Source organism: Pedobacter sp. V48 (assembly GCF_000523515.1).
Lineage (GTDB): Bacteria > Bacteroidota > Bacteroidia > Sphingobacteriales > Sphingobacteriaceae > Pedobacter.
Genome location: NZ_AWRU01000014.1, coordinates 30,064 through 51,196 on the forward strand (window position 1 = coordinate 30,064; position 21,133 = coordinate 51,196).

Below are 21,133 nucleotides of genomic sequence, written 5' to 3' on the forward strand. Positions count from 1 at the left end.
ATAAAATAAATCAATAAAAGCTGTATCGTTGATACAGCTTTTATTGATTTATTTAAACAACTCCTACGCCTTTAATGCTTTAACGATCTGTTCTATTAAACCTGCTTCTACAAATGGCTTGCTAACTATACCTGAGAATCCTTTGGTCAGGATTTTATTCATTTCAAATTCTTCCGGGCTCGCGCTAATTACAATTACAGGTAGCTTATTCAATGGATTAGGTAATCTCTTTATGGATTGAAGGAGTTCATATCCATCCATTTCCGGCATCTGAATATCCGTTAAAACTACTGTTATGGTTTCTTTAGCAAGAATATCCAACGCTTCTTTCCCGTTTGTTGCGCTATAGAATTTAACGTTCCATTTTTGCGTCATCATTTTCAGGAATTTCAGATTTAGCTCGTTGTCATCAACAGCAAGTATACTTATTCCATTAAATAATGATAAAGGATCCTCTGTAGTTTGATTTACTACCGCCTCACCATTGCTATTGTTTTCAAGATATGGAATGTAAAAACTAAAGGTACTCCCCATTCCTTCTGTGCTCTTTACGCTTATTTTACCACCCTGAAGTTCTACAAACTGCTTACAGATATAGAGTCCCAGGCCTGTACCGGTTTTACCTTTTGAGGAATTTGTTTGATAATATTTGGAGAACAGGTTAGTTTGCTGCTCGGCACTGATCCCCATTCCAGTATCTGTTATGCCTATCTCTAGTCTAGGTTTATCGTCTACTTTTGTTAATATGGCATTTACAGCAATCTCTCCTTCTTTGGTGTATTTTATGGCATTGCTTAACAGGTTAATCATAATTTGTTTTAACCTAAAACTATCGCCGAGTAAAATAGCCTCGTTATCCCCTTCAAATTTGTAGTTCAGTTTCAGCATTTTTTTTGTGGCACTGAATTCCATATTTTCTATTAAACCTCTGAGTATAAAATCGGGGTTAAACGGATCGGCATTGAACTTAAATTCACTGTTCTCCATTTTCGCCGCATCCAGGGTGTCGTTCAAAGTACCCAATAGCATATCCGATGATAATCGGATAGAATCTAACATATCGGATTGACGTTTTGATAATTCTGTTTGGCTGAATATGTATAAGAACCCCTTAATGGCGGTTAGCGGATTCCTTATTTCATGACTCATATGCAGTAAAAGATCCATTTTTTGCTGTGCAATGGTAACTGCTCTCTCGTTTTCCTTACGCAATTGTTTTTCAGACCCGTTAAGCTTTATTATAAATACAATTAACAGCATGGCAAAAACAAGAACAAGGAAAAGAGCAGCCAAGTACAGCCTGTTCAATAAGTCTGTTGATTCCCGGTAACTTTTAAAGGCCATTGTTTTAAATTCATCGGCCATATTGTAGTTCAGCGTCTTAACTTCGTTAATTATGTTTTCCAGTTCAGTGCTAATGTGATCATTCAAGCTTATCAATTCGCGCTGCATGGTAAGCATCTTTACATTTCTTTCCTGCAGTCGCTGCAATTTATCCAGGTATACTGCCCTATCACTACCAATCCCTTTTCGGGTTGTAAGAGCTGAGTTCTCAGTTTCCTGCCGATGGTTAATCTCAACTACGGCTGTCGGTGAAGTAGCTGTTTTGTTAGAAATAGCATCCTTTAATCTTGAAAAGAGGCCCTTTTTCTGAGCAATTACTTCTTTGCGAACGGTATCTGTTTTGCTTTTTACCTTGTTGCTTGATTTGATACTGGTTACCAGTTTTTCTTCGCCCTTGCTTCCTTGAGCTTCAAAAGTGGCATAAACTGTTAACAGGGAATCGAAATTATGCTTAAGAGAATATAACTTGTCTGAAAGCTGCAGCTTTTTATAATACCAGTCTTTCACTTTTATGCTTTGGTCAGGCGTTAATTGAAGCGTATCCGTGGTTCTTTTTAATAAGGTATCAATCTCATTAAAGGCTTTCGACAGCTTGGCTTTATAGTCAGCGCTTTTTGGGCTTTTAACATTAAGTAAGGATTCTTGAAAATCGTCTTCTGCTTGATGTAGCAAGAGCAGTACTTGCTGAGGCTTAGAGCCATCAATGTCTACATTGTTGGCTTGCTTAACTATGTTTTCTAATTTATGCGATATAGAGTTGCGCACAAAAAGTGCAGCAACCGCCAAAACAATTACAATAGCCAAAAAAGCAAGAAGAATTTTCCTGGATTGAGTTTGTGTATAGGTAACTTTCATTAAATTATGTTAAACAAGGAGGATAAATTGCGACAAAAAAAATTCTCTCACGTTGTGCATATAGACAAATAGCATACCAATGACATTACCGCCGTTTATCGTCACTTTAGTACGCTCTCCTCCTATTTATTACCCACTACAAGAAAATTTTTGCTCAACTTGTAGATAAAAACAGCTTTAATCTAATGTGCTTTGTTCTGCCTGGTGACCGAGGTATGCAAGATGATTAGCTATTTCGTCCGTTTTAACCAGGTCGGTTTGCTTGTTCATTTGCTCTTCTTTAATTGTCCCGACTTTGTTTTCGGTAAATAAAACACCTACAACTATGCCAACCGCAAGTCCAGCTATAAACCCAAAGGAGGTTTTTGAATGATCAACTTTTTTGAATTTCATAATATAAGGTTTGTATTTAGAACATTTTGATAATGAAAGTGTTTTAAGAAATTTTGTTACCTTGTAAATGCCAGATAGATAAACGATGAAAACAACGCTCGCATTTTCCTTATTGCTCAGTATTTCTTCAATTACTTTTGCTCAGACCACTACTTCAGGAACAGTAACCATGAACGGTGCTGAATTAAACAAGATGATAGATCAAAGTAAGGATGTGTATGATGAGGAAGGAAACAAAGTTGATTCGCTGAAAGTGGTTAACATGCTTGAGGGAAAGGAATATCGAATTGTCTTGAAGAAAAGAGATTCAGACAGCCAGTTTAGAAAAATCATTGAAAAAAGAGACCTTAAAAAGGAAGCCGAAACATATGATCTCATAAAGATATCTTTACGTCCAGCTAGCCCCAGATTGAAGGTGGGCTCTATATTGGATCTGGATCCCTTGGCTAAGAAAACGAATATTGATGCCTTGAAAAAAAAATCGATACTAATGATCTTTTGGTATCCAAACTGTTTTGATACCGGAGATTACAATAAAGTGAACGACGTTATAAGGTCAGTAAAAAATCCAGAAAATCTGGAAATTTTACTGATCACTCATGAAACGGTAAATAAAGTTGTTGAAGGATTAAAACAGACTCCTATCTTTTATACTAAACTACTTATAGATGCCTCTTCTATTACCGAAGCATATCAGACGAACAATATGCCATTATTGATAGTGACAGATCGGAACCATACCATTAATTTTGCTTCAATGGGATGTTCAGATGATGTTGTACACGGCCTAAAGCAAGCCATTTTAGAAGTCGACAAACAGTTAATTAATCGATATTTATCTGTGTATAACAGATTTCTGATCGTCTATTCTTTTCCCTTACCCAGGCTACCAATGCCCCTTTATTTATTTGGGTAATTACTGCGTGATGATCTGGCTGCTGCCCGTCGGTAATTGATTTAGTTTTCCCCTCTTTCCCCGGGATTAAGATTCTCAATACTATTTTAGAATTTGCAGCAGGCCCATGGTTCATGGTCATTCCTCCATGAGAATGGTTCATCTTCATTGGTTTTTCTTCTGGCTCGTCTTTCAATTCTTCGCAAACCATAACCAGTTGGTCATTTGCAAGAGAAATTAACTGAGGGTGCCTGCCCTGAGCCGTAATTAACCTGCGTTTATCAAAATCCGGCGCCTTGTTTAATGATGCGTTATAGATACCTGATCCGCCCCCTGCGGTAAACCAAACTGCATTTACACCCTCTTTCGTGACTGCAAGTGAGGGACCGGAATGGGGACAGCCATCTATTTGCCAATTGTCGTTACTAATGGTTTTTACAGCAGTAAAAGTTTTTCCATTGTCGGTAGATAGCTTATAGCCCATGTCCCGAACCTGTTTGTCTGAAAGACCTGTTGGAAATGTGATATTTCTGTAAGCCAAATGAATATTCCCTACTTTATCAGTTAGAATATCTGTTCTGCAGCACTCACACGTACCTTTTTCTAGGCAAGTATCTATACCAAATCCTTTGCCTTTGGTTGTTCTGGTAAAGAATAAGGCTGAGCCTTTAATGCTTTTGGCAAAACGCCCATCAAGCCAAACGGCAGCAAGTTCTCCGTCTTTTAAGGTTGTGATGTCAAAAAAACTGCGCCCATAAGTGTGTGTTGTATCTGAGTGAAGAAATTGTGATGCAGACCAGGTTTTTCCATTATCAATAGAGGAGCTGTAATAAATAGCACCTGCATAAGGATTCTTTTCATTAGGAAACCGCTTTGAGTACACAGCTATTACAGTGCCGTCGGCCTTAAAAGCTACTTTACCCACACTCTCGGCAGATGTACTGATCCCGCTGGAAGCGGGAACAGTAACTGGGTTGCCAAACGCATTGGTTTGTTCATTATAACTTGCATATTTTAAGCGATAAAGAGAATCTTTACCATCTTGCTCAGACCAGCAAAGAATCGGATTGCCTTTGCTATCCTGGGTTAGGTAAGCCCCTACCGCTATCCCATGGGTACTTAAAGTGCCAATTATTGCTTTCTCTTGCTTTTGCTTACATGCTGTAAGAAAAATAAATCCGGTAAACAGTATTGTTATTATTCTGTTCATTTTAGTAATTGTTAGAATATGTATTTAACATTTAACCCACCATAACCATTTCGTTTTGGCGAGGGATTAAAATATGCTGGCTGACCTCCATTAAAACTAGCTGCATTTAACGAAACAATGGAGCTGTAGTTTTTATCCAAAATATTATCCAGACCTGCATAAACGTTTAATTCAATGTGCTTAACTACTTGTTTCTTGTAACCTAATTTGGCATTTACAACATTATAAGACGGATTGTAGTTTGTATTTGCATCATTTAGAGGTAGTTTATCACTATAAAAATAGCTTCCGTAGAAATACAATCCGCTTTTGGTTTCAAGGTCTATCCCCGCATTTAGCATCCATGGTGCAATACCAGTTAGTTCATTTCCATCGTATGTGGCTGTGACCTCATTTTGAGCGTTTAAAGTTTTATAGTCTTTAAATTTAAAATCTGAATAGGTTATTGCCGCAAATGGACGTAAGCTAAGAATCTGCCTATCATCTTCTGGTTTAAATAACTGATAGGATAACGAAAGTTCTACACCATTGTGGCTGGTTTTACCTGAATTATTGTAGATAGTGATGCCTTGCTGGATAGATTGGGCAATAAGTTCACCTTTCATATCCATTTTAAATAAAGCAAGATCATATTCCAGGCGAGATTTTAAGAGATTACCTTTTGCATTAAATTCATAATTCAAGCCCTTTTCTGCCTGCAGATTTGGATTGATAGAGCCATCTACATTCTTTATCTCGGAACTTGAAGGTGGAGAAAATCCTGAACTTACACTTGCATGTAAGCTGATTGCATCGCTGAAGGTATGGCTAAGGGCAATGCGTGGTGTAGCTTGTGGGTCAAACTTTTTTACGCCGCTCTGGTTCTGTTTCAGGTAATCACGAACGTCGTAATTCAGGCTGTTATAGCTAATACCTAAAGTTAAGGTAGTCTTTGGTGCCAGCTCTGTTTCAGACTGATAAAACAACGAGTATTGCGTGTTCCGATAATCAATATTAGAATTTATTGCTCCTTCTTTACCCTGATTGTTTACATACTGCGTTCCCTTGGTTAGGCCACTGTTAAACTCAGCGCCAATAGTAAATTTGGTAGGCAAAACACTGAAGCCAGGATCGTAGGCAAATCGGGTTCTGCCACCATAACTTTGGTATATATTACGGATATACGCATATGAAAGTGGATGATTCAAATCGTAGAAATACGTAAAAACACTTGTGGTGTTAGAAAACTGATCGTTAAAGCGGTATTGCTGCCCCAGACCTACCCTTGTCCAGTTCTGATATCTGCCGGCCACTTTATCCAGATTTGTAGCGTTTGCTTGCTTTGGGTCTGCGTCAACCTGATCCTGAGTTAGTGAGCCGGGGATTTGCGAATACTGTGTTGTTCTGTTTAATATTAAGGTAATAATGCGTTTATCGCTTGGAAAAAGCTGGAAGTTACCGGTTAAAAACCTACGCATATCTTTGCTATGCTCACGATAACCATCGTATTCCTGCCAGCCATATGAAGCATAGCTATTCACCTTATCCCCGCCACTTCTGTAGGTGGTGGCTAAACGATGTAAGCCATACGAACCAACGAGTGCAGAAGCTTCTATGCTTTGTTCCTGATATGGCGATCGCGGTAATTGAAAATTAATAACCCCTGCTGTTCCTGCACCATATATACTTGAAGCAGGGCCTTTTATGACCTCCGCTCTACCGATGCTGTTTACATCAAGCGCTTCAATTCGGGTGGTGCCGTCAGCTTCTGTAACCGGGATTTCATTTACATAAACCTTTACGTTACGAATGCCGTAAGATGCACGCACGCCATTACCTCTTATTGAAATTCGGGCTTCTGAGAGTGTGCTTTGATCCATTCGAACCCCCGGAATTGAGTTTAAAGCAGGCTGTAATGAAACTGCACTTCCACGGCTGATGTCTCTTGACGTGATCAGCGAGATTCCTCCTGCCGTTTCTTTGCTTGTTTTGTTTTCGCTATAACCTGCAACCCTAACTTCATTGAGGCTTACTCCGTCTGCCTCTAGCTGAACGTTTAACTCATTTTGACTGGGATTGATTTTAATGATCTGCGATTTGTAACCAGGCAAAGCGGCCTTTACTTGCCCATCTGGCTGATCACCATCGATTTCAAAGTATCCTTTCGCATCTGACTTGCCTACTTGTTGAGCAGTATTTGTTGTTAAAATAACGCCCGCTAATGGCTGACGTGTTTGAGAATCGTAGATATGGCCTTTAACGGGCTGTGTCTGAGCTTGCGTATGACAAAACATCATAGCCAGCCCAATAGATATATATAAGTATCTGAATAGGTGCATTATAAAAAATTAAAGTATAATTGTTATTCCATGAAATATCAGAATGTAAAATTCTGGTGTACGTATTGATTACGCCTGTGGTGGATGGAATATAGCAGCTGAATGTCTTGGAAGCGCAAAAGGCAGTTCAACAGGTTTAATTACTTTAATTAGTTGGGATAAAAAGTTAAAGTTTGTTTTGTGAGTGATCAGTGCTTCCTGAAAATGTCCTTTTTGTGCAGCACGACTTTGATTCTTTTCTTTCTCTTCAGCCTGTTTAAGCTTTTTCATCAGGTAACACTTCCCATTGCAATGCATCATTGGCTTATCTCTATTCTCACAAAGTTCTGATGCGATATAACTCTTGTTCAGCTCAAATCCTGCATAAATGAAGAATCTGCTAAAATTAGCAGTCAGCATCATGAAGATTAAAGAAAAAGCAATTAGGCCTTTGAACATAATTGCTGCAAATGTAATGGTTATTTTATTTCTAATATCATTTGATCTGAATAAATGTAACATTTCCTTTATCAGTTCTTCTAATAGTTTAGTCTATTGCAAAAAAAAGGTAAAAGTTCATCAATTATAATTTAAGTATACTGAATGCTGCAATTTAATAACTTCCGAAAATCATATGGTTATCACCCGATTTTACAGATAGAAAGCCTGACAATTGAGCCTGGCATCTATTGGATTAAAGGGGTTAATGGCTCTGGAAAAAGTACTTTACTAAAGTCTATTGGAGGATTTCTCTTCTTTGAGGGTGAAATATTATTGAACAATGTGAGCGTTAAAAAGGATGGCGTTGCCTATCGAAAAATGGTAAACTTTGCCGACGCAGAACCTATTTATCCTGAGTTTTTAACCGGGTGGGAAATGATAGCCTTATTTGCAAAAGCAAAACAGGCAACCTCTGAACAGGAAGTGTATTTCATAGAAAGTATGAAAATGGAAAACTATCTGAGTAATGCCGTGGGCTCCTATTCTAGTGGAATGCTTAAAAAGCTCTCCTTGGTGCTTGCTTTTTTAGGTAAACCCAAGGTAATTCTGCTTGATGAGCCTTTGATTACTATCGATACAGAATCATTAGACATATTATGCCAGTGGATACTGAAAAAGCATGAGGAAGAAAACACTACTTTTCTTTTGTCCTCACATCAGCCATTAAATGAAGTGTTATCAACGAAAGCCAGGGTACTACTTGTAGATAAGCAAAGGCTGACAATGGAGAAATGAGACAATCGCCATTAACTAATATATTGATGAAAATCTTCTCATCTGGGTTTTACCGGATGCATTCTGGAATGTTAATTTTCCTCTTTGGTACAATACTCTGTTATTGTTTTTTTATAAATACACTGGGGAGTGTTCCTATATGGGCTTTTACGGTTTGGAATCTGATGATTACACTGTCACTGGTAAGCAGCCCGGTAATAATGGGATTTTTCTGTTTGGCTGCTCTTATTTATGCCATTAAAAGCTGGCAATATGTTATCACACAATTGTCTGCAAGAAATAACGAGTTTCTATATCACAGTATTTCATCATTCGGCAAATGGCAACAATTTAAGAGTTGGTTTTATGTGCAGTTTAACATATTTCTTCCACTGATAGTCTATGCCTTATTTGCAGGCATAATTGGCTTTAATTTTGGCCATTACATTATTCCTATTGTTATTTTACTTTACCTGTTAGCGCTAATAATTGTTAGTGTAGCAATATATGTAAGACACTCAAACAGATTGATAGATATCGATAGGCAAATCCTTCTGATCAGGTTATTGAGGAACTGGAATAAGTCGTTTTTTCTTTTGTATACACTCTTCGTTTTTGATAAACTCAAAATCACTTATCTGATTACAAAAGCGATCGCCTGGATGCTGATTATCGGGACCTTTGCAGTTTTCTCAGATATTAAAGATGAATCTGCCGTTCCCAATTTAGTTGTATTAATGATCGTGACCGCGCATAGTTTACTTATTTACAATGAATTTCGTTTTAACCAGAAGTACCTTTATTTCTCAAGGAATTTCCCTTACAGCATGTCGAAACAGTTTTTAGGGTCTCTTTTAAATTATGCAATCTTAATGCTCCCCGAACTACTATGGTTTATAGGTAATTTCGGAATACATTCAGTTAGCCTTCTTCTACAGGCTTTTAGCATCCTTATCTTATTTAGAAGTTTACTTTATTGGATTGGTTTAAGCATAAAGAATTATCTGATTTGGATTTTTGTACTGTTTAATCTTGTGTTTCTTATCATCCTATACAGAATAACCTGGTTGCTACCACCTGTCTTTGTTTCCACGGCATACTTTATTTTTCAGAAAAACTATCTAAATAAAAATCTGATTGATTAAATATTTATCTTGATGCAAGATTTAAATCTTTAATTTAATGTCCTTTAACAAATATAAGCAATGAATAAAATAGCTTTCACCCTATTATTATTGACAACTGTTTTATGTGGATTCGCATTGGTCAAATTGCCAGCAAACATACTGCAAAAGGGATTAATTGTTGATCTGGATGCTGATAAGGGGGTGGTTGCAAACAAAGACAACAGCGTTGAAAAATGGTTTAACCAGGCTTTGTCGCCTCCGGTTAAAGAGTTTGTGAAAAGAGATGAGGGGCGAAAAGTTAAGGGTTCCGGGATGCCATCTTTAAGAACCAAGCTTTCCGAACTAAACGGACACAATACAATCGCTTTTAATAAGCAAGAGCTTGTTGCGCATGACGAGGATGCATTTGACCATTTACTTACAGGAAGCGGATATACCTGGTTTTGCATTTTAAAGGCCGGAAAACAATCTGGAGAGTTAAAAGATGTAAATTCCTTTTTTGGCAATTTAAAGAACGGTGGAAATTATGAAGGCATTTGGGCAGGACTTAATGACAACAATAGTATTTGGATGGGCAGCAGAAACGGAATAACCTTTGGTCGCTGGGACGACAACAATCCTAAAGTTACAGCCAACTCTGTACTTGAATTTGACAAGTATTATCTTTTAATGGGCCGAATGGGTAAAGGAACTGATACCGTTACGCTTTCATTGTACTTAAATAATGGAGCTTTGCCCGTTGTTAGCCATCCCTTCCCTGTTAACAAGCTGGCAAATTCATCAAAGCTTTCTATTGGCCAAGAACGTGATGCTATTGAACACCCCGGTACAGAATCTTTTATTGGCGAGATCTCAAGGTTTCTGCTTTACAATCATCCCTTAACTGATCAGGAGTTAAATAGAACTGCAAAGGGACTCAAAAAAATGTACGGCATTATTGATTAACCAAATTCAGCTTTACGCAAACGTTTTCGCTGAAAAGCGAAGTATTTTCGTTCCTCGAAGTTTGAACTAAATGAATTTAAACACTAAATTCGGAAACTAGTGAAATCATTATGACTACAAGAAGAAGCTTTTTGCACAAAGGAATATTAGGGGTAGCTGTAACTACCCTGACCAGCATACCATCTGTTTATGCCGAACCATTTAAACTGGAATCTGATAAAGGAAAGCCCGATCCATTTAAACTGGGTATTGCCGGTTATAGCTTTATTAATTTCAATCTGGATGAATCACTTAAAATGATGAAAAAAGTTGATGTGCATTACTTGTGCATTAAAGACTTTCATCTGCCTTATAAGAGCACTGCAGAAGAAATTGCCGCATTTCACGCTAAGCTTAAAGAGAACGGTGTAACGGGCTATGCAGTAGGTCCTATATACACTAAAACGAAGCAGGAAATTGACGATGCATTTGATTACGCCAAAAGGGTTGGTGTTGATTTGGTCATAGGCATTCCCTTACATGCCGACTTGGATTATGTTGCCCAAAAAACAAAAGAATACAACATTCGCTACGCCATCCATAACCATGGCCCTGAAGATAAATTATACCCAAGCGCTGAAAGTATTTACAACCTCATCAAAAACCTTGATGAGCGCGTAGGAATATGCTTTGATATGGGGCACAACAAAAGAGACGGGCGCGATTCGGTGGTTGATTTTCAGAAGTTTTCCAAACGCATTTTTGATATGCATTTAAAAAATGTAACTGCCGCCACAAAAGATGGCAGCACATGTGAGCTTGGTCGTGGAATAATTGACATTCCGGCATATGTAAAAATGCTAAGAAAGGTAAATTATACAGGCTCTTGTAGTTTAGAGTACGAAAAAGATATGAAAGACCCATTGGCCGGAATAGCGGAATCTGTGGGATATTTCAAGGGTGTTTGTGATGGCACACGCTAATATTACTTTTTAGGTAAAACATGGTTGTCAACAGCCCATTTATGCCATCTTTCACTTAAATCCTTTACTTTTTCAGGGAACTTAGCAGCCAGATCGTTTAGCTCTGTTTCATCATCCTGTATCTTATAAAGGTGCCATGTAGTGTCACTGGATAAGGAAACCACTTTCCATTCCTTTGAACGTGCGTATCGTGCTTTAAAATGTTCATTGAATAGAAATTCATGTCCACCATTTTCTTGGCCTTTAAATGAAGAAGTTAAGCTTAAGCCCTGAATTGGTTTAATTGATTTTCCTTTATATACAGACGGATATTTTGCCTGGGCAATATCGATGAAGGTAGCCATAAAATCCATTACATGTCCTACGTGATTACTCATAGTGCCCTTCTTTACAGTAATTCCTTTGGGCCAAAAAGCAATCATTGGGGTACGGACACCACCTTCGTATGATTGCTCTTTAGCATATTGATACGGTGTATTGGCTACATTAGCCCATCTTTGCCCTATCGACGCAAAGGTTGTCTGTGGTCCGGGAAGGACTTTTTTATTTACAGGGTAGATGATCTCCTTTCCCTCTCTTGTTTGACCCGGCCTATCGAACCCTTTACCATATTTTGAACAGTCTTCAGGGCTCGCCCCGTTATCACTTAAAAAGATTATAAGGGTGTTATCTAATTCTCCTGACTTTTTTAATGCGTCTATTATCCTTCCGATGCCCTGGTCCATTTCGTCGACCATCGCAGCATGTACCGCCATTGCGCTTGCGCCCCATTCCTTATCCGGATTATCTTCCCACTTAAGTTCATTGTTGATACGGGGAGACAGCCTTGTCGTTTCAGGGTTAATAATCCCCATTTTAACCATTCTGTTATACCTGGCTTCTCTTATTGCATCCCAACCACCTTTGTAAATATCTTTATATTTTTCAATATCCTCAGGCTTTGCCTGTAAAGGCCAGTGAGGTGCATTTCGGGCTACATATAAAAAAAATNGCTTGTCTCCTTTACTAAAATTTTTAATGTAGGTAGCGGCGCTATCGTTAATGGCATCAGTGTGATAATAGTTTTTAGGTACACTTTTAATTGGCGTGGTTCCGCTGACCAAACTGAATGGATCAAAATAATCTACCACCCCCCAAAGTGTACCGAAATACTTTTCGAACCCCCTGTTTGTAGGGTACTGTTCAAGAGGTGAAAATAACGGATGCTCAGTTTTATGATTAAGCCAGTCGAGCTGTGCTTCTGGTGTTTCTTGCTCAACAGTATTGGATACATGCCATTTTCCCGACATTGCAGTTCTGTAACCTGCATCTTTGAGCACTTCAGCTAGGGTAACTACATCGGTACCTAGTGCACCACGATAACCATCTACATGTCTGTCGGTAGTCATTTCACCTATGCCTGCATTATGATTGTATACCCCAGTAAGTAATGCGGCTCTTGAAGGACAGCAACGGGAAGTATTATAGAACCGCTTATACCTGATGCCCTGAGATGCCAGGTAATCGAGATTTGGGGTTTTTATTTCACCTCCATATGAACCTATATCCGAATAGCCAAGGTCATCGGCCATGATCAATACGATGTTCGGTCTCTTATCTTTTTTAGGTTTAACATCTATTTTTTCATTAGCCGAATAAGTAAATGCGGTTATGGCCGCCCATGTTAAAAAGCCAGAAACAAAGATTGATTTTCCCAAAAACATGTTTGATAAATTACGTTGGTTACAGCGCTAATATATCAATGAATAAGGGAAATCTTACCTCTTATAATTTAAAATTATGTAAAGAATCTGATAGATAACGTATTGAATATAGACCGACTTTTATGTGATTATTTTATTAATATAAAACATATAACATAATTGATTTATAGATATTTATTTTAAACATAAAAAGCTAATCTTTAACTGTGTTCACCTGGCCAAATATAATTTCGACAAGCATTTGCCGGGATAAACAAGAATACTAATATTAATAGCAAAAAAAATCATCGATATTAATTGGTTATCTTCGTTGTATAAAATTATACAATAACCTAATCTGAAAAAAAAACCAACGACGACTGCTTAGTTGCGAGTGGTATTTGTAAAAATGAACAAAGTTAATTTTAAAAAAATATCTCATTTATTTGCCCAGACTTATGGCGGCAAAAGAACCCTCCTTTTATTGCCGCTCATTATTGGACTATCGTGTAATCAGGCAAATAAATCTGAAAATGTTAAGACCGCTGATGAATCTTGTTCGGACAATTTACCCAGCAGGTATGGTGTATCGGCACAAAACAAACAAGACTCATTGTTATCATCAAATTCAAACGGGTCAGTTAAAGGAATGAAATGGATCCCGGGCGGTACATTTTTAATGGGTGCTAGCGATAAGGAAGGACGTGCTGATGAATATCCGTCGCATCAGGTTAAACTAGACGGCTACTGGATGGATGAAACAGAAGTTACCAATGCCCAGTTTGCTGCTTTTGTTAAAGCAACGGGCTATAAAACAGTTGCTGAACGAAAACCAGATTGGGAAGAAATCAAAAAGCAATTACCTGAGGGCACACCAAAACCATCAGACGATTTACTGGTAGCCGCTTCACTTACATTTAATCCACCCTCCAGACCTGTTCCTTTGCACGATGCATCGCAATGGTGGGCTTGGACACCCGGAGCCGACTGGAAACATCCTGAGGGGCCTAAAAGTGATTTAAAAGGAAAAGACAATTACCCTGTTACGCAGGTTTGCTGGGAAGATGCAAATGCTTATGCTAAATGGGCAGGTAAACGATTACCGACAGAGGCTGAGTGGGAATATGCTGCACGTGGCGGACAAAAGAACACTATATATCCTTGGGGAAATGAACAAATTGAAGGTGGGAAACCAAAAGCGAATACCTGGCAAGGAAGCTTTCCGGACAAAAATACGGATTGGGACGGCTTTCATAGTTTGGCTCCTACCGGATCATTCCCCGCTAATGCATACGGCTTATTCGATATGGCAGGCAATGTTTGGGAATGGGTGTCGGACTGGTATACTAATGATTATTATGACACGCAGAAAGGTGAAACAGTTACCAACCCTAAAGGTCCTGATAAAAGTTTTGACCCGGATGAGCCTACCGTTCCTAAAAAAGTGACACGCGGAGGCTCATTTATGTGTAACAGTTCATATTGTAAAGGTTATAGGGTAGCAGCCCGAATGAAATCGTCGCCTGATACCGGTTTACAAAATACAGGTTTCAGATGTGTAAGATCGGAATCTGCTTCCAAAAAATAAACCCTAAAATAGAGGGCGTCAAATAAATAGTTTTTGACACCCTCTGATAGACTTCTAATATACTATCTCTTATAGGCTCCTATTTCTGCTATAGCGGTAAATAGTCCATTTTTATAATCTGATTTAAATATCATTTTAAAATATCTAAAGTTACGGGGTTCAAAAAACTCGAGGTATTGCTTTGTCCCAGAGTTTTCCATCGTAAATGCGCCTAAGGAATTCCAGGTTACGTTATCCGTACTAATTTGAATTTCAACCAGTTTAGCCGCTCCATCTAAAGGAGTTCGCTGAACATAAAATAATCCCGTTACATAATTAACTGCACCCATATCAAATGAAGCGGTATGTGGATAGCCATGAGTTTTATCCATATGCCAAACCGTTGAAGTCTTTCCGTCTAATGTGTTTTGCGGCGTTCGCCCGGAGGGGATATCATAATCTTCTGTTCCGCTAGTCCAGGCACTTCTGTTGTACTCTACCGGCGGACCCGTAGCTTTTACAGTTTTGGTAACCGTATAAAACGTGTCAATTGATAGAGAGTCGGGCACATATAAGGTCCGGTATTCAAATGTTTCATTTTTACTAAAGTTAAACTGCCCCAGTTTAGTGGTTATGGAATCTACAGGAATATTCAAAACATGTTCTACATTTTGCTTGTCGGTATATTTTACCTCTGTGCCAATTACGGTCACATCAGGTGTCCCCCATGTTATTTGAACAGTGTCTTTCTCGTAAATTGCGCGTTTTATAGGTCTTGCAAGCAATGACTCTATGTAATTATTGCCATATACCTGCCCTATCGCATTTACCATAATTGATTTATTATTATTCTTATCAAATAGATAGATGTCGAATGAATAAGAACCTTCGGCCATATCATTTAGCCATAAATCCATAATATTTGATTCATTCGATGTTACGATTGGCACCGAAAGTGAGTCACTTTTGTTGTTCCAATAGATTACTGCCTTTGTAGCAGTAGGATCAATTAATTTCCAGCTTAACTTCATCCGGTTCTTGCCTGAATGAACTTTTACAGAATCGGCAGAACCCACATAGGTAATTGAACCTTTCTTTGTGAAATCTATATAGGTGGAGTCCATTTTACTGCATGCGACCAATAGGATTGAAATTGCAGCTATTGTTATATAGTACTTGAGTTTTAAGCCCATGATTGTTTTTTATTTAATGAGATTACTTTTATCATTTCCCCAAAAAGTGAGTTCAGCGATGTACTGATGATCCAATGCCCCCCAAACTTTGCTCGTTCTCCACCTTATATATCTAAAAGAAGGGGTTCCAGGCGGAATATCGAATTCCTCTCCATTTACCACAGCATATAGAAAATCTTCGCCGGTCACTGTTCCCTGAGGTGAACCTGAAGGTTTTATGGATTCGAATTCGCCAATTAACGTCCAGCTACCCCAAGAACCATCTAAATTTGGTTCATTACTGCCCCATAATTCAAATAGTTTAGGATCTCCACCGGCATATGCACCATTTGTTGACTGCTGGCCATCACCTAAACGATGATAAAACTTGAATCGGCTTAAATCTGATTCGACTCCCAAATCGAAAGTAAACCATTGTGCCAATCCTGTACCTGGCTTAGTATGAAACACATTTCCGCTATTCCAGCTATTATCCCATAAGTTTACCATGCCCGTTCCGCAACAGTGTTGCTCGTAGGTATCAGTTGGCAGCCGTACTTCTTTAAATTTGGATTTATCCAATTGCTTTTCAAACAAAGGGGTAAGATCAATTTGCAAAGTATCCGAATGGTTATTCCAGCGATCACGAATAAAAGCTGCAAACTTCCGTTTTACAGGAGCCAGACCACGCGAAGTAACATACCCTTCCTTTCTTTTAGTATAGAAAATATCGGCAGGAACAAAATCTCCAATAGAATCCAGCACCAATAAATTGATTACTACATCGGCTTGTGCCTCATTTGTGAACCAAAGTCTGACACCTCCATAAACTTCTTCCAGCTGTAAAGATTTAAATACACTTTGAACAGGAGGAGTTAGTGGGGTTACTTTTATTACTACAGGTTCTGAGATTGTTTCTCCGCGGCTCACCGCGTATAATTTCACTTGGTGGTCTTTTGTATCAGGAAATCCTTCAATGGTAAGATTATCCTTATAGTATGAAGCTTTCACTTCCTTTTCTACCCCTTCTCTAATAGAATAAGTCGCTTTAACATAAAGCATGTTTTCGGGTCTTGTGTAAGTGATTACTGCACCACCCGGTATACTTTTAACCTGAACATTTTTTACCGGACCGGGGGCGGCATCGCCCTTATCCAGCGGTTCGGTTGCAATTTCCTTGCAGCCTGATATGATTAAAATCATCAGACAAACTGATAATAAATATTTAAACATAATTACAGTTTTATTTTTTGAAACATTTCTTAGATTCCCCATCATTACCAGCCGGGATTTTGGTTCATTCTTTTATTGCTTAATAACTCGCTCTCTGGTAGTGGCCATAAATAATCGCGGGTACTAAAGGTTTGATTGAATATTACACGTTCGCGGTAATAATCAGCTGCATCTTCCTGACTTAAGTCCCAGCCTGTAATTGGCTTATTAAGCTCTCCGGCGGCTTCTTTCCATCTTCGTAAATCCCAGAAACGGTGGCCTTCGAATGCCATTTCAATAAGTCGTTCTCTATGGATAATCTCACGTAAGCCATCTTTATTCTGGTATTTAGTAGGATTAGTTGAGTAATTAGTCCACGAGTCTTGTACGGTATGTAGTCCTGCTCTTGCTCTTATTAAATTAAGATACTTATATACGTCTTCTGTGGGTCCATATGCTTCGTTCATTGCTTCTGCATGGAGAAGATATACACTCGCCAAACGAATCATTGGCCATGGATAAGTTTGACTGGTATAGGTTGTGGCAGCAATTACATTATTGAAATTCACTAGTTTTTTAGGCCAGTATCCTGTAACAGAATAACTTCCTTCATTTTGCGCTGTTGCCGGCTGCCCTTTTTTACTGGCTACAAATAACATGCTTGCCTTATCGTCAAAAAAACCTTGTCCGTACCAGATACCACCATCAAAACCCAGATCTGCATAAAAGCGTGGTTCCCTATTAAAGTTTAAAGAAGCGGTTACATAACCTTCCTGAAGGTATTTATTGTCTTGGGCCGGTACCTTCTTTAGGTTAAAACGCCCTGCATAATCATAAGTATGATCTTCTTTAATAGGCACACCGTTTTCACTATAAAACATCTCAGCTATCTTTAAAGGAGGCGCAATATTACCCACAGTTGAGCCATTTGATGTATATCTGGGGTCTAGTCCTCTCGGAGTAGCCGCCGCTTGTATACTGCCTGCCAGACTATTGGTGTTTCCCCAGATAATTTCAGGGTTCCATTTCTCAGTAATGGCATTACGGATGTTCATTTGTACTTTAATAGTATCGGATATTTTATATTGAAAAAAAGCTGGGTTAAAGGTGTAAAGCTTATGCCCTAATGATTCGGTAAGCTCCACTGCTGCCTTTGTTGCCTTAGCAGCCCGCTCCCATTTTGAAACATCATATGCCGAACTAAAGAGCAAGTGTCCTTCGGGGTCTTTGAATCCGGTATAATCCGGATTCCCGTTAAACAATGGACTTGCAGCTGTAACCAATACTTCAGCTTTAACACTAAGCGCGATGGCTCTAGTAACCCGCCCAAGTTCAGAAACTTCATTTTCAATCTTTTCAGGAAGATCAGGGGCTGCCTCATCCAATAGCTGAACAATATAATTTACGCAGGAATCAACAGGTGATCGTAGCGGGTAAACCTGATCAACAGGGGCATCTACCGGTATATTTACCTTAACCAAGGCGATGGGTCCATACATACGAAGCATGTAATAGTGGTAATATGCCTTTAGAAATTTAACCTCAGCAGCCCATCGCGCCTTTTCAAGAGATTCCATATCTGGTACTTTATTAATGTTGTCCAGAAAGATATTACATTCACGAATGCCCTGATAAAGATCTTTACCTCCATTGACACCCTGCCAGTAATTCATATAAGAATTCACTTTATTCTGAGCACCACGTGCTATTTTCCATGCATTTACTCCACTTGTTGGTACCAGCCAGAATTCATCGCCGGCGGCGTTAGCTGCATTGTTATCAAAATTACCCAATGCCGGCATGTAGTTATAGCAACTAAACAAATACCTTTCGGCAGTGCTCCTTAAGCGAAATGCATATTCTATAGTGGCTATGTTATCAGGAGTTATGTCTAAAAACTTTTTACAGGAACCCAGTACGCAAATGGTAACAAGAATAAAAACTATGTTTATCGATTTTTTCATCTGTTTATAATATTTATTTTTAAAAACTTGCCAGTATTCCTAAGTTAAATACTCGCTGTACCGGATAGCCAAGACCATTTCCTGCCATCTCTATGTCCCACAATTTGAATCCGCTAAAGGATAAAAGATTGGTTCCATTAACATATGCCCTGAATTTTTTAAGGCTTATTTTACGAGCCAGTTTATCTGGTACGGTATAACCAATTTCCATTTGTTTTACACGTAAAAAGGAACCGCTTCTCATGAACCAGGTGCTTGTAACTGAGTTATTCTCATTTCCTACCGAGGTAGTACTTAACCTTGGCCATAAAGCATAAGTATTCTGATTGTCTTCAGACCAATGGCTATCTGCATATGCTTTTAATAGTTGATTTTGAGGTTTGCCGTTTAGCGTTTCATTGTCATACAGGTAGGATACAAACGGAGCAGTAGCTTTGGTGTCTATCCAAAAGGACTCCCTGCCAAGACCTTGGAAAAAAGCCGAAAAATCGAAGCTTTTATACCCCACTGAAAAGCCGAAACCATAGGTTATTTCTGGTGTTACAGGATAACCAATAGGCACCTGATCAAGTGAAGTAATCTGACCATCACCATTTACATCATAATATTTAATGTCTCCCCCTCCATATTCTCCGAATTGTTTTGGTGAACGACGCGCTTCTTCATCATCAACAAATAATCGCTCTGCTATATAACCCCATTGTTGCCCAAGTGAATACCCTGCATGGCGTTTCCATGGTGCTTCATCGTAGTAAGGCTCTTCAAATTTCAGGTATTTACTTGCCGCGTAGGTAAAGTTACCCATAGCTTGCAGCCATAGGCCACTACTGAATGAGTGCGTATAGTTCAAGGAAATATCAACACCTTTCCCTTCGGCTTCGCCTAAATTAGCTTTAGGCTGAGCCGATAAACCCATAGTTGCTGGTGTAGCCGTTCTGGTCATCAAAATACCGGTACGATGTTCTTTAAAAAAGTCTACCTCCAGACTCCAGTCTCTAAAAAATTCTAATTCTACAGCTACATTCGTTTTTTTAGCTGTTTCCCAGGTTATGGCTTCATTTGCATATCTGGAAAGGGAGACGCCATTTCTTGAATATCCATTGTCACGACCAAAAACGGCACCCCTTCCAGCATCATTCATATTCACATTTGAGAGGTATAGAAAACGGTCAGTTGCAGATCCAATGGCATCGTTACCTGTAAGGCCATAGGTTCCTCTAAGCTTAAATTTAGAAATAACGTTTTTCATTGGCTCCCAGAACTTCTCGTTAGAAATATTCCATGCTGCACCGGCAGATGGAAAGAAGCCATAGCGATTGGTTTGGTAGAATCGCTCTGATCCGTTATATCCGAAATTCATTTCGAAATAATATCGGTTATCGTATCCATAGGTGGCTCTGCCAGCTAATCCAATGTTTCTAAAAGGCAAAGAAGATTGAAGATCGCTGTATTGCCCGGTTAATTCATTACGGAGCATATATACAAATAGACCACTTAAGGAATGCTTTTCTGAGAAGGTACGGTTATAATTAAGTGAAGCCTGCATATAGAATTTAGAGCTTACGGTTCTGCTGCCAGGATTATAGTCGAGGTATTCGGTTCCAGCCAGTTCATTCAAAAGCTCCACTTTGTAGGTATTGGCTTGTTTGTCGTAAGAGCCTGCCTGGTACCAAAATGGACTATAACTTCGGCTAACATCAAAGAAACTATTTCTGGTTATGTTAAGCAGTGCGTTCACATTTAAACCCTTTGTAATGCCCGACAGATCTTGTTTGGCTTCAAATTGCGCAGACATCATTGATCTGGATGAGTTTTTATAACCCTTTACCAATTCCGAATAAGGATTTAAAAGGTAGCTGCCACTTCCATCATCATAATTACCAAACATAATATGTTTCACATAGGAGTGATCTTCATCAACAGGATAATAAGCAGGAAAATAAACCGGATTGGTACGCATTACCCTTCTGTAAATAGAAGCACCATCACTAATAGGCCCTGTATAATCATCAAAACTACCGCTCATTCTAACGATAACTTCTGTACTTTTAGTCAGGTTTACATTCACATTAGAACGTAGTGTATAACTCTTTAAATCAATATTACTGTTAAAATTATTTCTATTGTCGACCTTCAAAATGCCGTTATCCTGATTAAAGGAGCCAGCAATAAAATACCTGGCTACACCACCACCTCCACTTACGTTTAAATTTGCACGCTGGTTCATGGTATAATCGTTAAAAAGAGCCTTCTTCCAATCTGTAGCCGGATACATATAAAGCTAAGATCGGAA

16 protein-coding genes are annotated in these 21,133 nt (G+C 38.8%); 6 read left to right on the top strand and 10 right to left on the bottom strand.

The window, feature by feature from the left end; all coding sequences use genetic code 11:
• Nucleotides 1–63 precede the first annotated feature (63 nt).
• On the bottom strand, nt 64–2,199 hold the full coding sequence (locus N824_RS14235; protein WP_048905827.1) for an ATP-binding protein: 2,136 nt from the start codon (nt 2,197–2,199) through the stop codon (nt 64–66).
• A 177-nt stretch (nt 2,200–2,376) separates the two neighbouring features.
• Nucleotides 2,377–2,592: a hypothetical protein gene (locus N824_RS14240; protein WP_048905828.1), complete on the bottom strand. Its 216-nt coding sequence runs from the start codon at nt 2,590–2,592 to the stop codon at nt 2,377–2,379.
• 85 nt (nt 2,593–2,677) lie between these two features.
• Between N824_RS14240 and N824_RS14245 the strand changes: the two genes are divergently transcribed.
• On the top strand, nt 2,678–3,508 hold the full coding sequence (locus N824_RS14245) for a hypothetical protein (protein ID WP_048905829.1): 831 nt from the start codon (nt 2,678–2,680) through the stop codon (nt 3,506–3,508).
• Here the strand turns inward: N824_RS14245 and N824_RS14250 are convergent.
• The 3 genes from N824_RS14250 to N824_RS14260 all read right to left on the bottom strand — a co-directional run bounded on the left by N824_RS14250 (nt 3,417) and on the right by N824_RS14260 (nt 7,516).
• On the bottom strand, nt 3,417–4,697 hold the full coding sequence (locus tag N824_RS14250; protein WP_048905830.1) for a sialidase family protein: 1,281 nt from the start codon (nt 4,695–4,697) through the stop codon (nt 3,417–3,419). The genes N824_RS14245 and N824_RS14250 overlap by 92 nt on opposite strands.
• Before the next feature lie 11 nt (nt 4,698–4,708).
• Complete coding sequence (locus N824_RS14255) at nt 4,709–7,015, bottom strand: TonB-dependent receptor domain-containing protein (protein WP_084498331.1); 2,307 nt, start codon at nt 7,013–7,015, stop codon at nt 4,709–4,711.
• A gap of 69 nt (nt 7,016–7,084) precedes the next feature.
• Entirely contained in the window at nt 7,085–7,516 is a 432-nt protein-coding gene (locus tag N824_RS14260; protein ID WP_235207127.1) for a hypothetical protein, read from the bottom strand.
• Nucleotides 7,517–7,597: 81 nt separating this feature from the next.
• On the opposite strand from N824_RS14260, the gene N824_RS14265 reads away from it, so the two are divergent.
• The 4 genes from N824_RS14265 to N824_RS14280 all read left to right on the top strand — a co-directional run bounded on the left by N824_RS14265 (nt 7,598) and on the right by N824_RS14280 (nt 11,243).
• Nucleotides 7,598–8,230: an ABC transporter ATP-binding protein gene (locus N824_RS14265; RefSeq protein ID WP_048905832.1), complete on the top strand. Its 633-nt coding sequence runs from the start codon at nt 7,598–7,600 to the stop codon at nt 8,228–8,230.
• Nucleotides 8,231–8,394: 164 nt separating this feature from the next.
• The gene (locus N824_RS14270; protein WP_152542293.1) at nt 8,395–9,354 is read left to right on the top strand and encodes a hypothetical protein; all 960 of its coding nucleotides are present in this window, start codon (nt 8,395–8,397) and stop codon (nt 9,352–9,354) included.
• A 60-nt stretch (nt 9,355–9,414) separates the two neighbouring features.
• A complete protein-coding gene (locus N824_RS14275; RefSeq protein ID WP_048905834.1) occupies nt 9,415–10,281 on the top strand; it encodes a hypothetical protein in 867 nt (288 codons plus the stop codon).
• 110 nt (nt 10,282–10,391) lie between these two features.
• Nucleotides 10,392–11,243: a sugar phosphate isomerase/epimerase gene (locus N824_RS14280; protein ID WP_048905835.1), complete on the top strand. Its 852-nt coding sequence runs from the start codon at nt 10,392–10,394 to the stop codon at nt 11,241–11,243.
• Nucleotides 11,244–11,245: 2 nt separating this feature from the next.
• Here N824_RS14280 and N824_RS14285 read toward each other — a convergent pair whose 3' ends face one another.
• Entirely contained in the window at nt 11,246–12,940 is a 1,695-nt protein-coding gene (locus N824_RS14285; protein WP_235207128.1) for an arylsulfatase, read from the bottom strand.
• Nucleotides 12,941–13,334: 394 nt separating this feature from the next.
• On the opposite strand from N824_RS14285, the gene N824_RS14290 reads away from it, so the two are divergent.
• A complete protein-coding gene (locus N824_RS14290; protein WP_084498333.1) occupies nt 13,335–14,513 on the top strand; it encodes a formylglycine-generating enzyme family protein in 1,179 nt (392 codons plus the stop codon).
• 62 nt (nt 14,514–14,575) lie between these two features.
• Here N824_RS14290 and N824_RS14295 read toward each other — a convergent pair whose 3' ends face one another.
• The 4 genes from N824_RS14295 to N824_RS14310 are packed head-to-tail and all read right to left on the bottom strand — an operon-like array spanning nt 14,576 to nt 21,115.
• Nucleotides 14,576–15,685, bottom strand: a complete 1,110-nt coding sequence (locus tag N824_RS14295; RefSeq protein ID WP_084498334.1) for a DUF4998 domain-containing protein — start codon at nt 15,683–15,685, stop codon at nt 14,576–14,578.
• Between the two features lie 9 nt (nt 15,686–15,694).
• Nucleotides 15,695–16,897: a DUF5000 domain-containing lipoprotein gene (locus N824_RS14300; protein WP_161662323.1), complete on the bottom strand. Its 1,203-nt coding sequence runs from the start codon at nt 16,895–16,897 to the stop codon at nt 15,695–15,697.
• A 44-nt stretch (nt 16,898–16,941) separates the two neighbouring features.
• Nucleotides 16,942–18,840, bottom strand: a complete 1,899-nt coding sequence (locus tag N824_RS14305; protein ID WP_048905838.1) for a RagB/SusD family nutrient uptake outer membrane protein — start codon at nt 18,838–18,840, stop codon at nt 16,942–16,944.
• A gap of 19 nt (nt 18,841–18,859) precedes the next feature.
• Nucleotides 18,860–21,115, bottom strand: a complete 2,256-nt coding sequence (locus N824_RS14310; protein WP_048905839.1) for a SusC/RagA family TonB-linked outer membrane protein — start codon at nt 21,113–21,115, stop codon at nt 18,860–18,862.
• Between the last annotated feature and the right edge of the window lie 18 nt (nt 21,116–21,133).

Coding starts and splice junctions, on each gene's coding strand:
- N824_RS14275 (WP_048905834.1), top strand. CDS start 9,415: ATGAATAAAATAGCTTTCACCCTATTATTATTGACAACTGTTTTATGT.
- N824_RS14310 (WP_048905839.1), bottom strand. CDS start 21,115: ATGTATCCGGCTACAGATTGGAAGAAGGCTCTTTTTAACGATTATACC.
- N824_RS14265 (WP_048905832.1), top strand. CDS start 7,598: ATGCTGCAATTTAATAACTTCCGAAAATCATATGGTTATCACCCGATT.
- N824_RS14260 (WP_235207127.1), bottom strand. CDS start 7,516: ATGTTACATTTATTCAGATCAAATGATATTAGAAATAAAATAACCATT.
- N824_RS14245 (WP_048905829.1), top strand. CDS start 2,678: ATGAAAACAACGCTCGCATTTTCCTTATTGCTCAGTATTTCTTCAATT.
- N824_RS14235 (WP_048905827.1), bottom strand. CDS start 2,199: ATGAAAGTTACCTATACACAAACTCAATCCAGGAAAATTCTTCTTGCT.
- N824_RS14290 (WP_084498333.1), top strand. CDS start 13,335: ATGAACAAAGTTAATTTTAAAAAAATATCTCATTTATTTGCCCAGACT.
- N824_RS14270 (WP_152542293.1), top strand. CDS start 8,395: ATGATTACACTGTCACTGGTAAGCAGCCCGGTAATAATGGGATTTTTC.
- N824_RS14300 (WP_161662323.1), bottom strand. CDS start 16,897: ATGTTTAAATATTTATTATCAGTTTGTCTGATGATTTTAATCATATCA.
- N824_RS14250 (WP_048905830.1), bottom strand. CDS start 4,697: ATGAACAGAATAATAACAATACTGTTTACCGGATTTATTTTTCTTACA.
- N824_RS14305 (WP_048905838.1), bottom strand. CDS start 18,840: ATGAAAAAATCGATAAACATAGTTTTTATTCTTGTTACCATTTGCGTA.
- N824_RS14295 (WP_084498334.1), bottom strand. CDS start 15,685: ATGGGCTTAAAACTCAAGTACTATATAACAATAGCTGCAATTTCAATC.
- N824_RS14280 (WP_048905835.1), top strand. CDS start 10,392: ATGACTACAAGAAGAAGCTTTTTGCACAAAGGAATATTAGGGGTAGCT.
- N824_RS14255 (WP_084498331.1), bottom strand. CDS start 7,015: ATGCACCTATTCAGATACTTATATATATCTATTGGGCTGGCTATGATG.
- N824_RS14240 (WP_048905828.1), bottom strand. CDS start 2,592: ATGAAATTCAAAAAAGTTGATCATTCAAAAACCTCCTTTGGGTTTATA.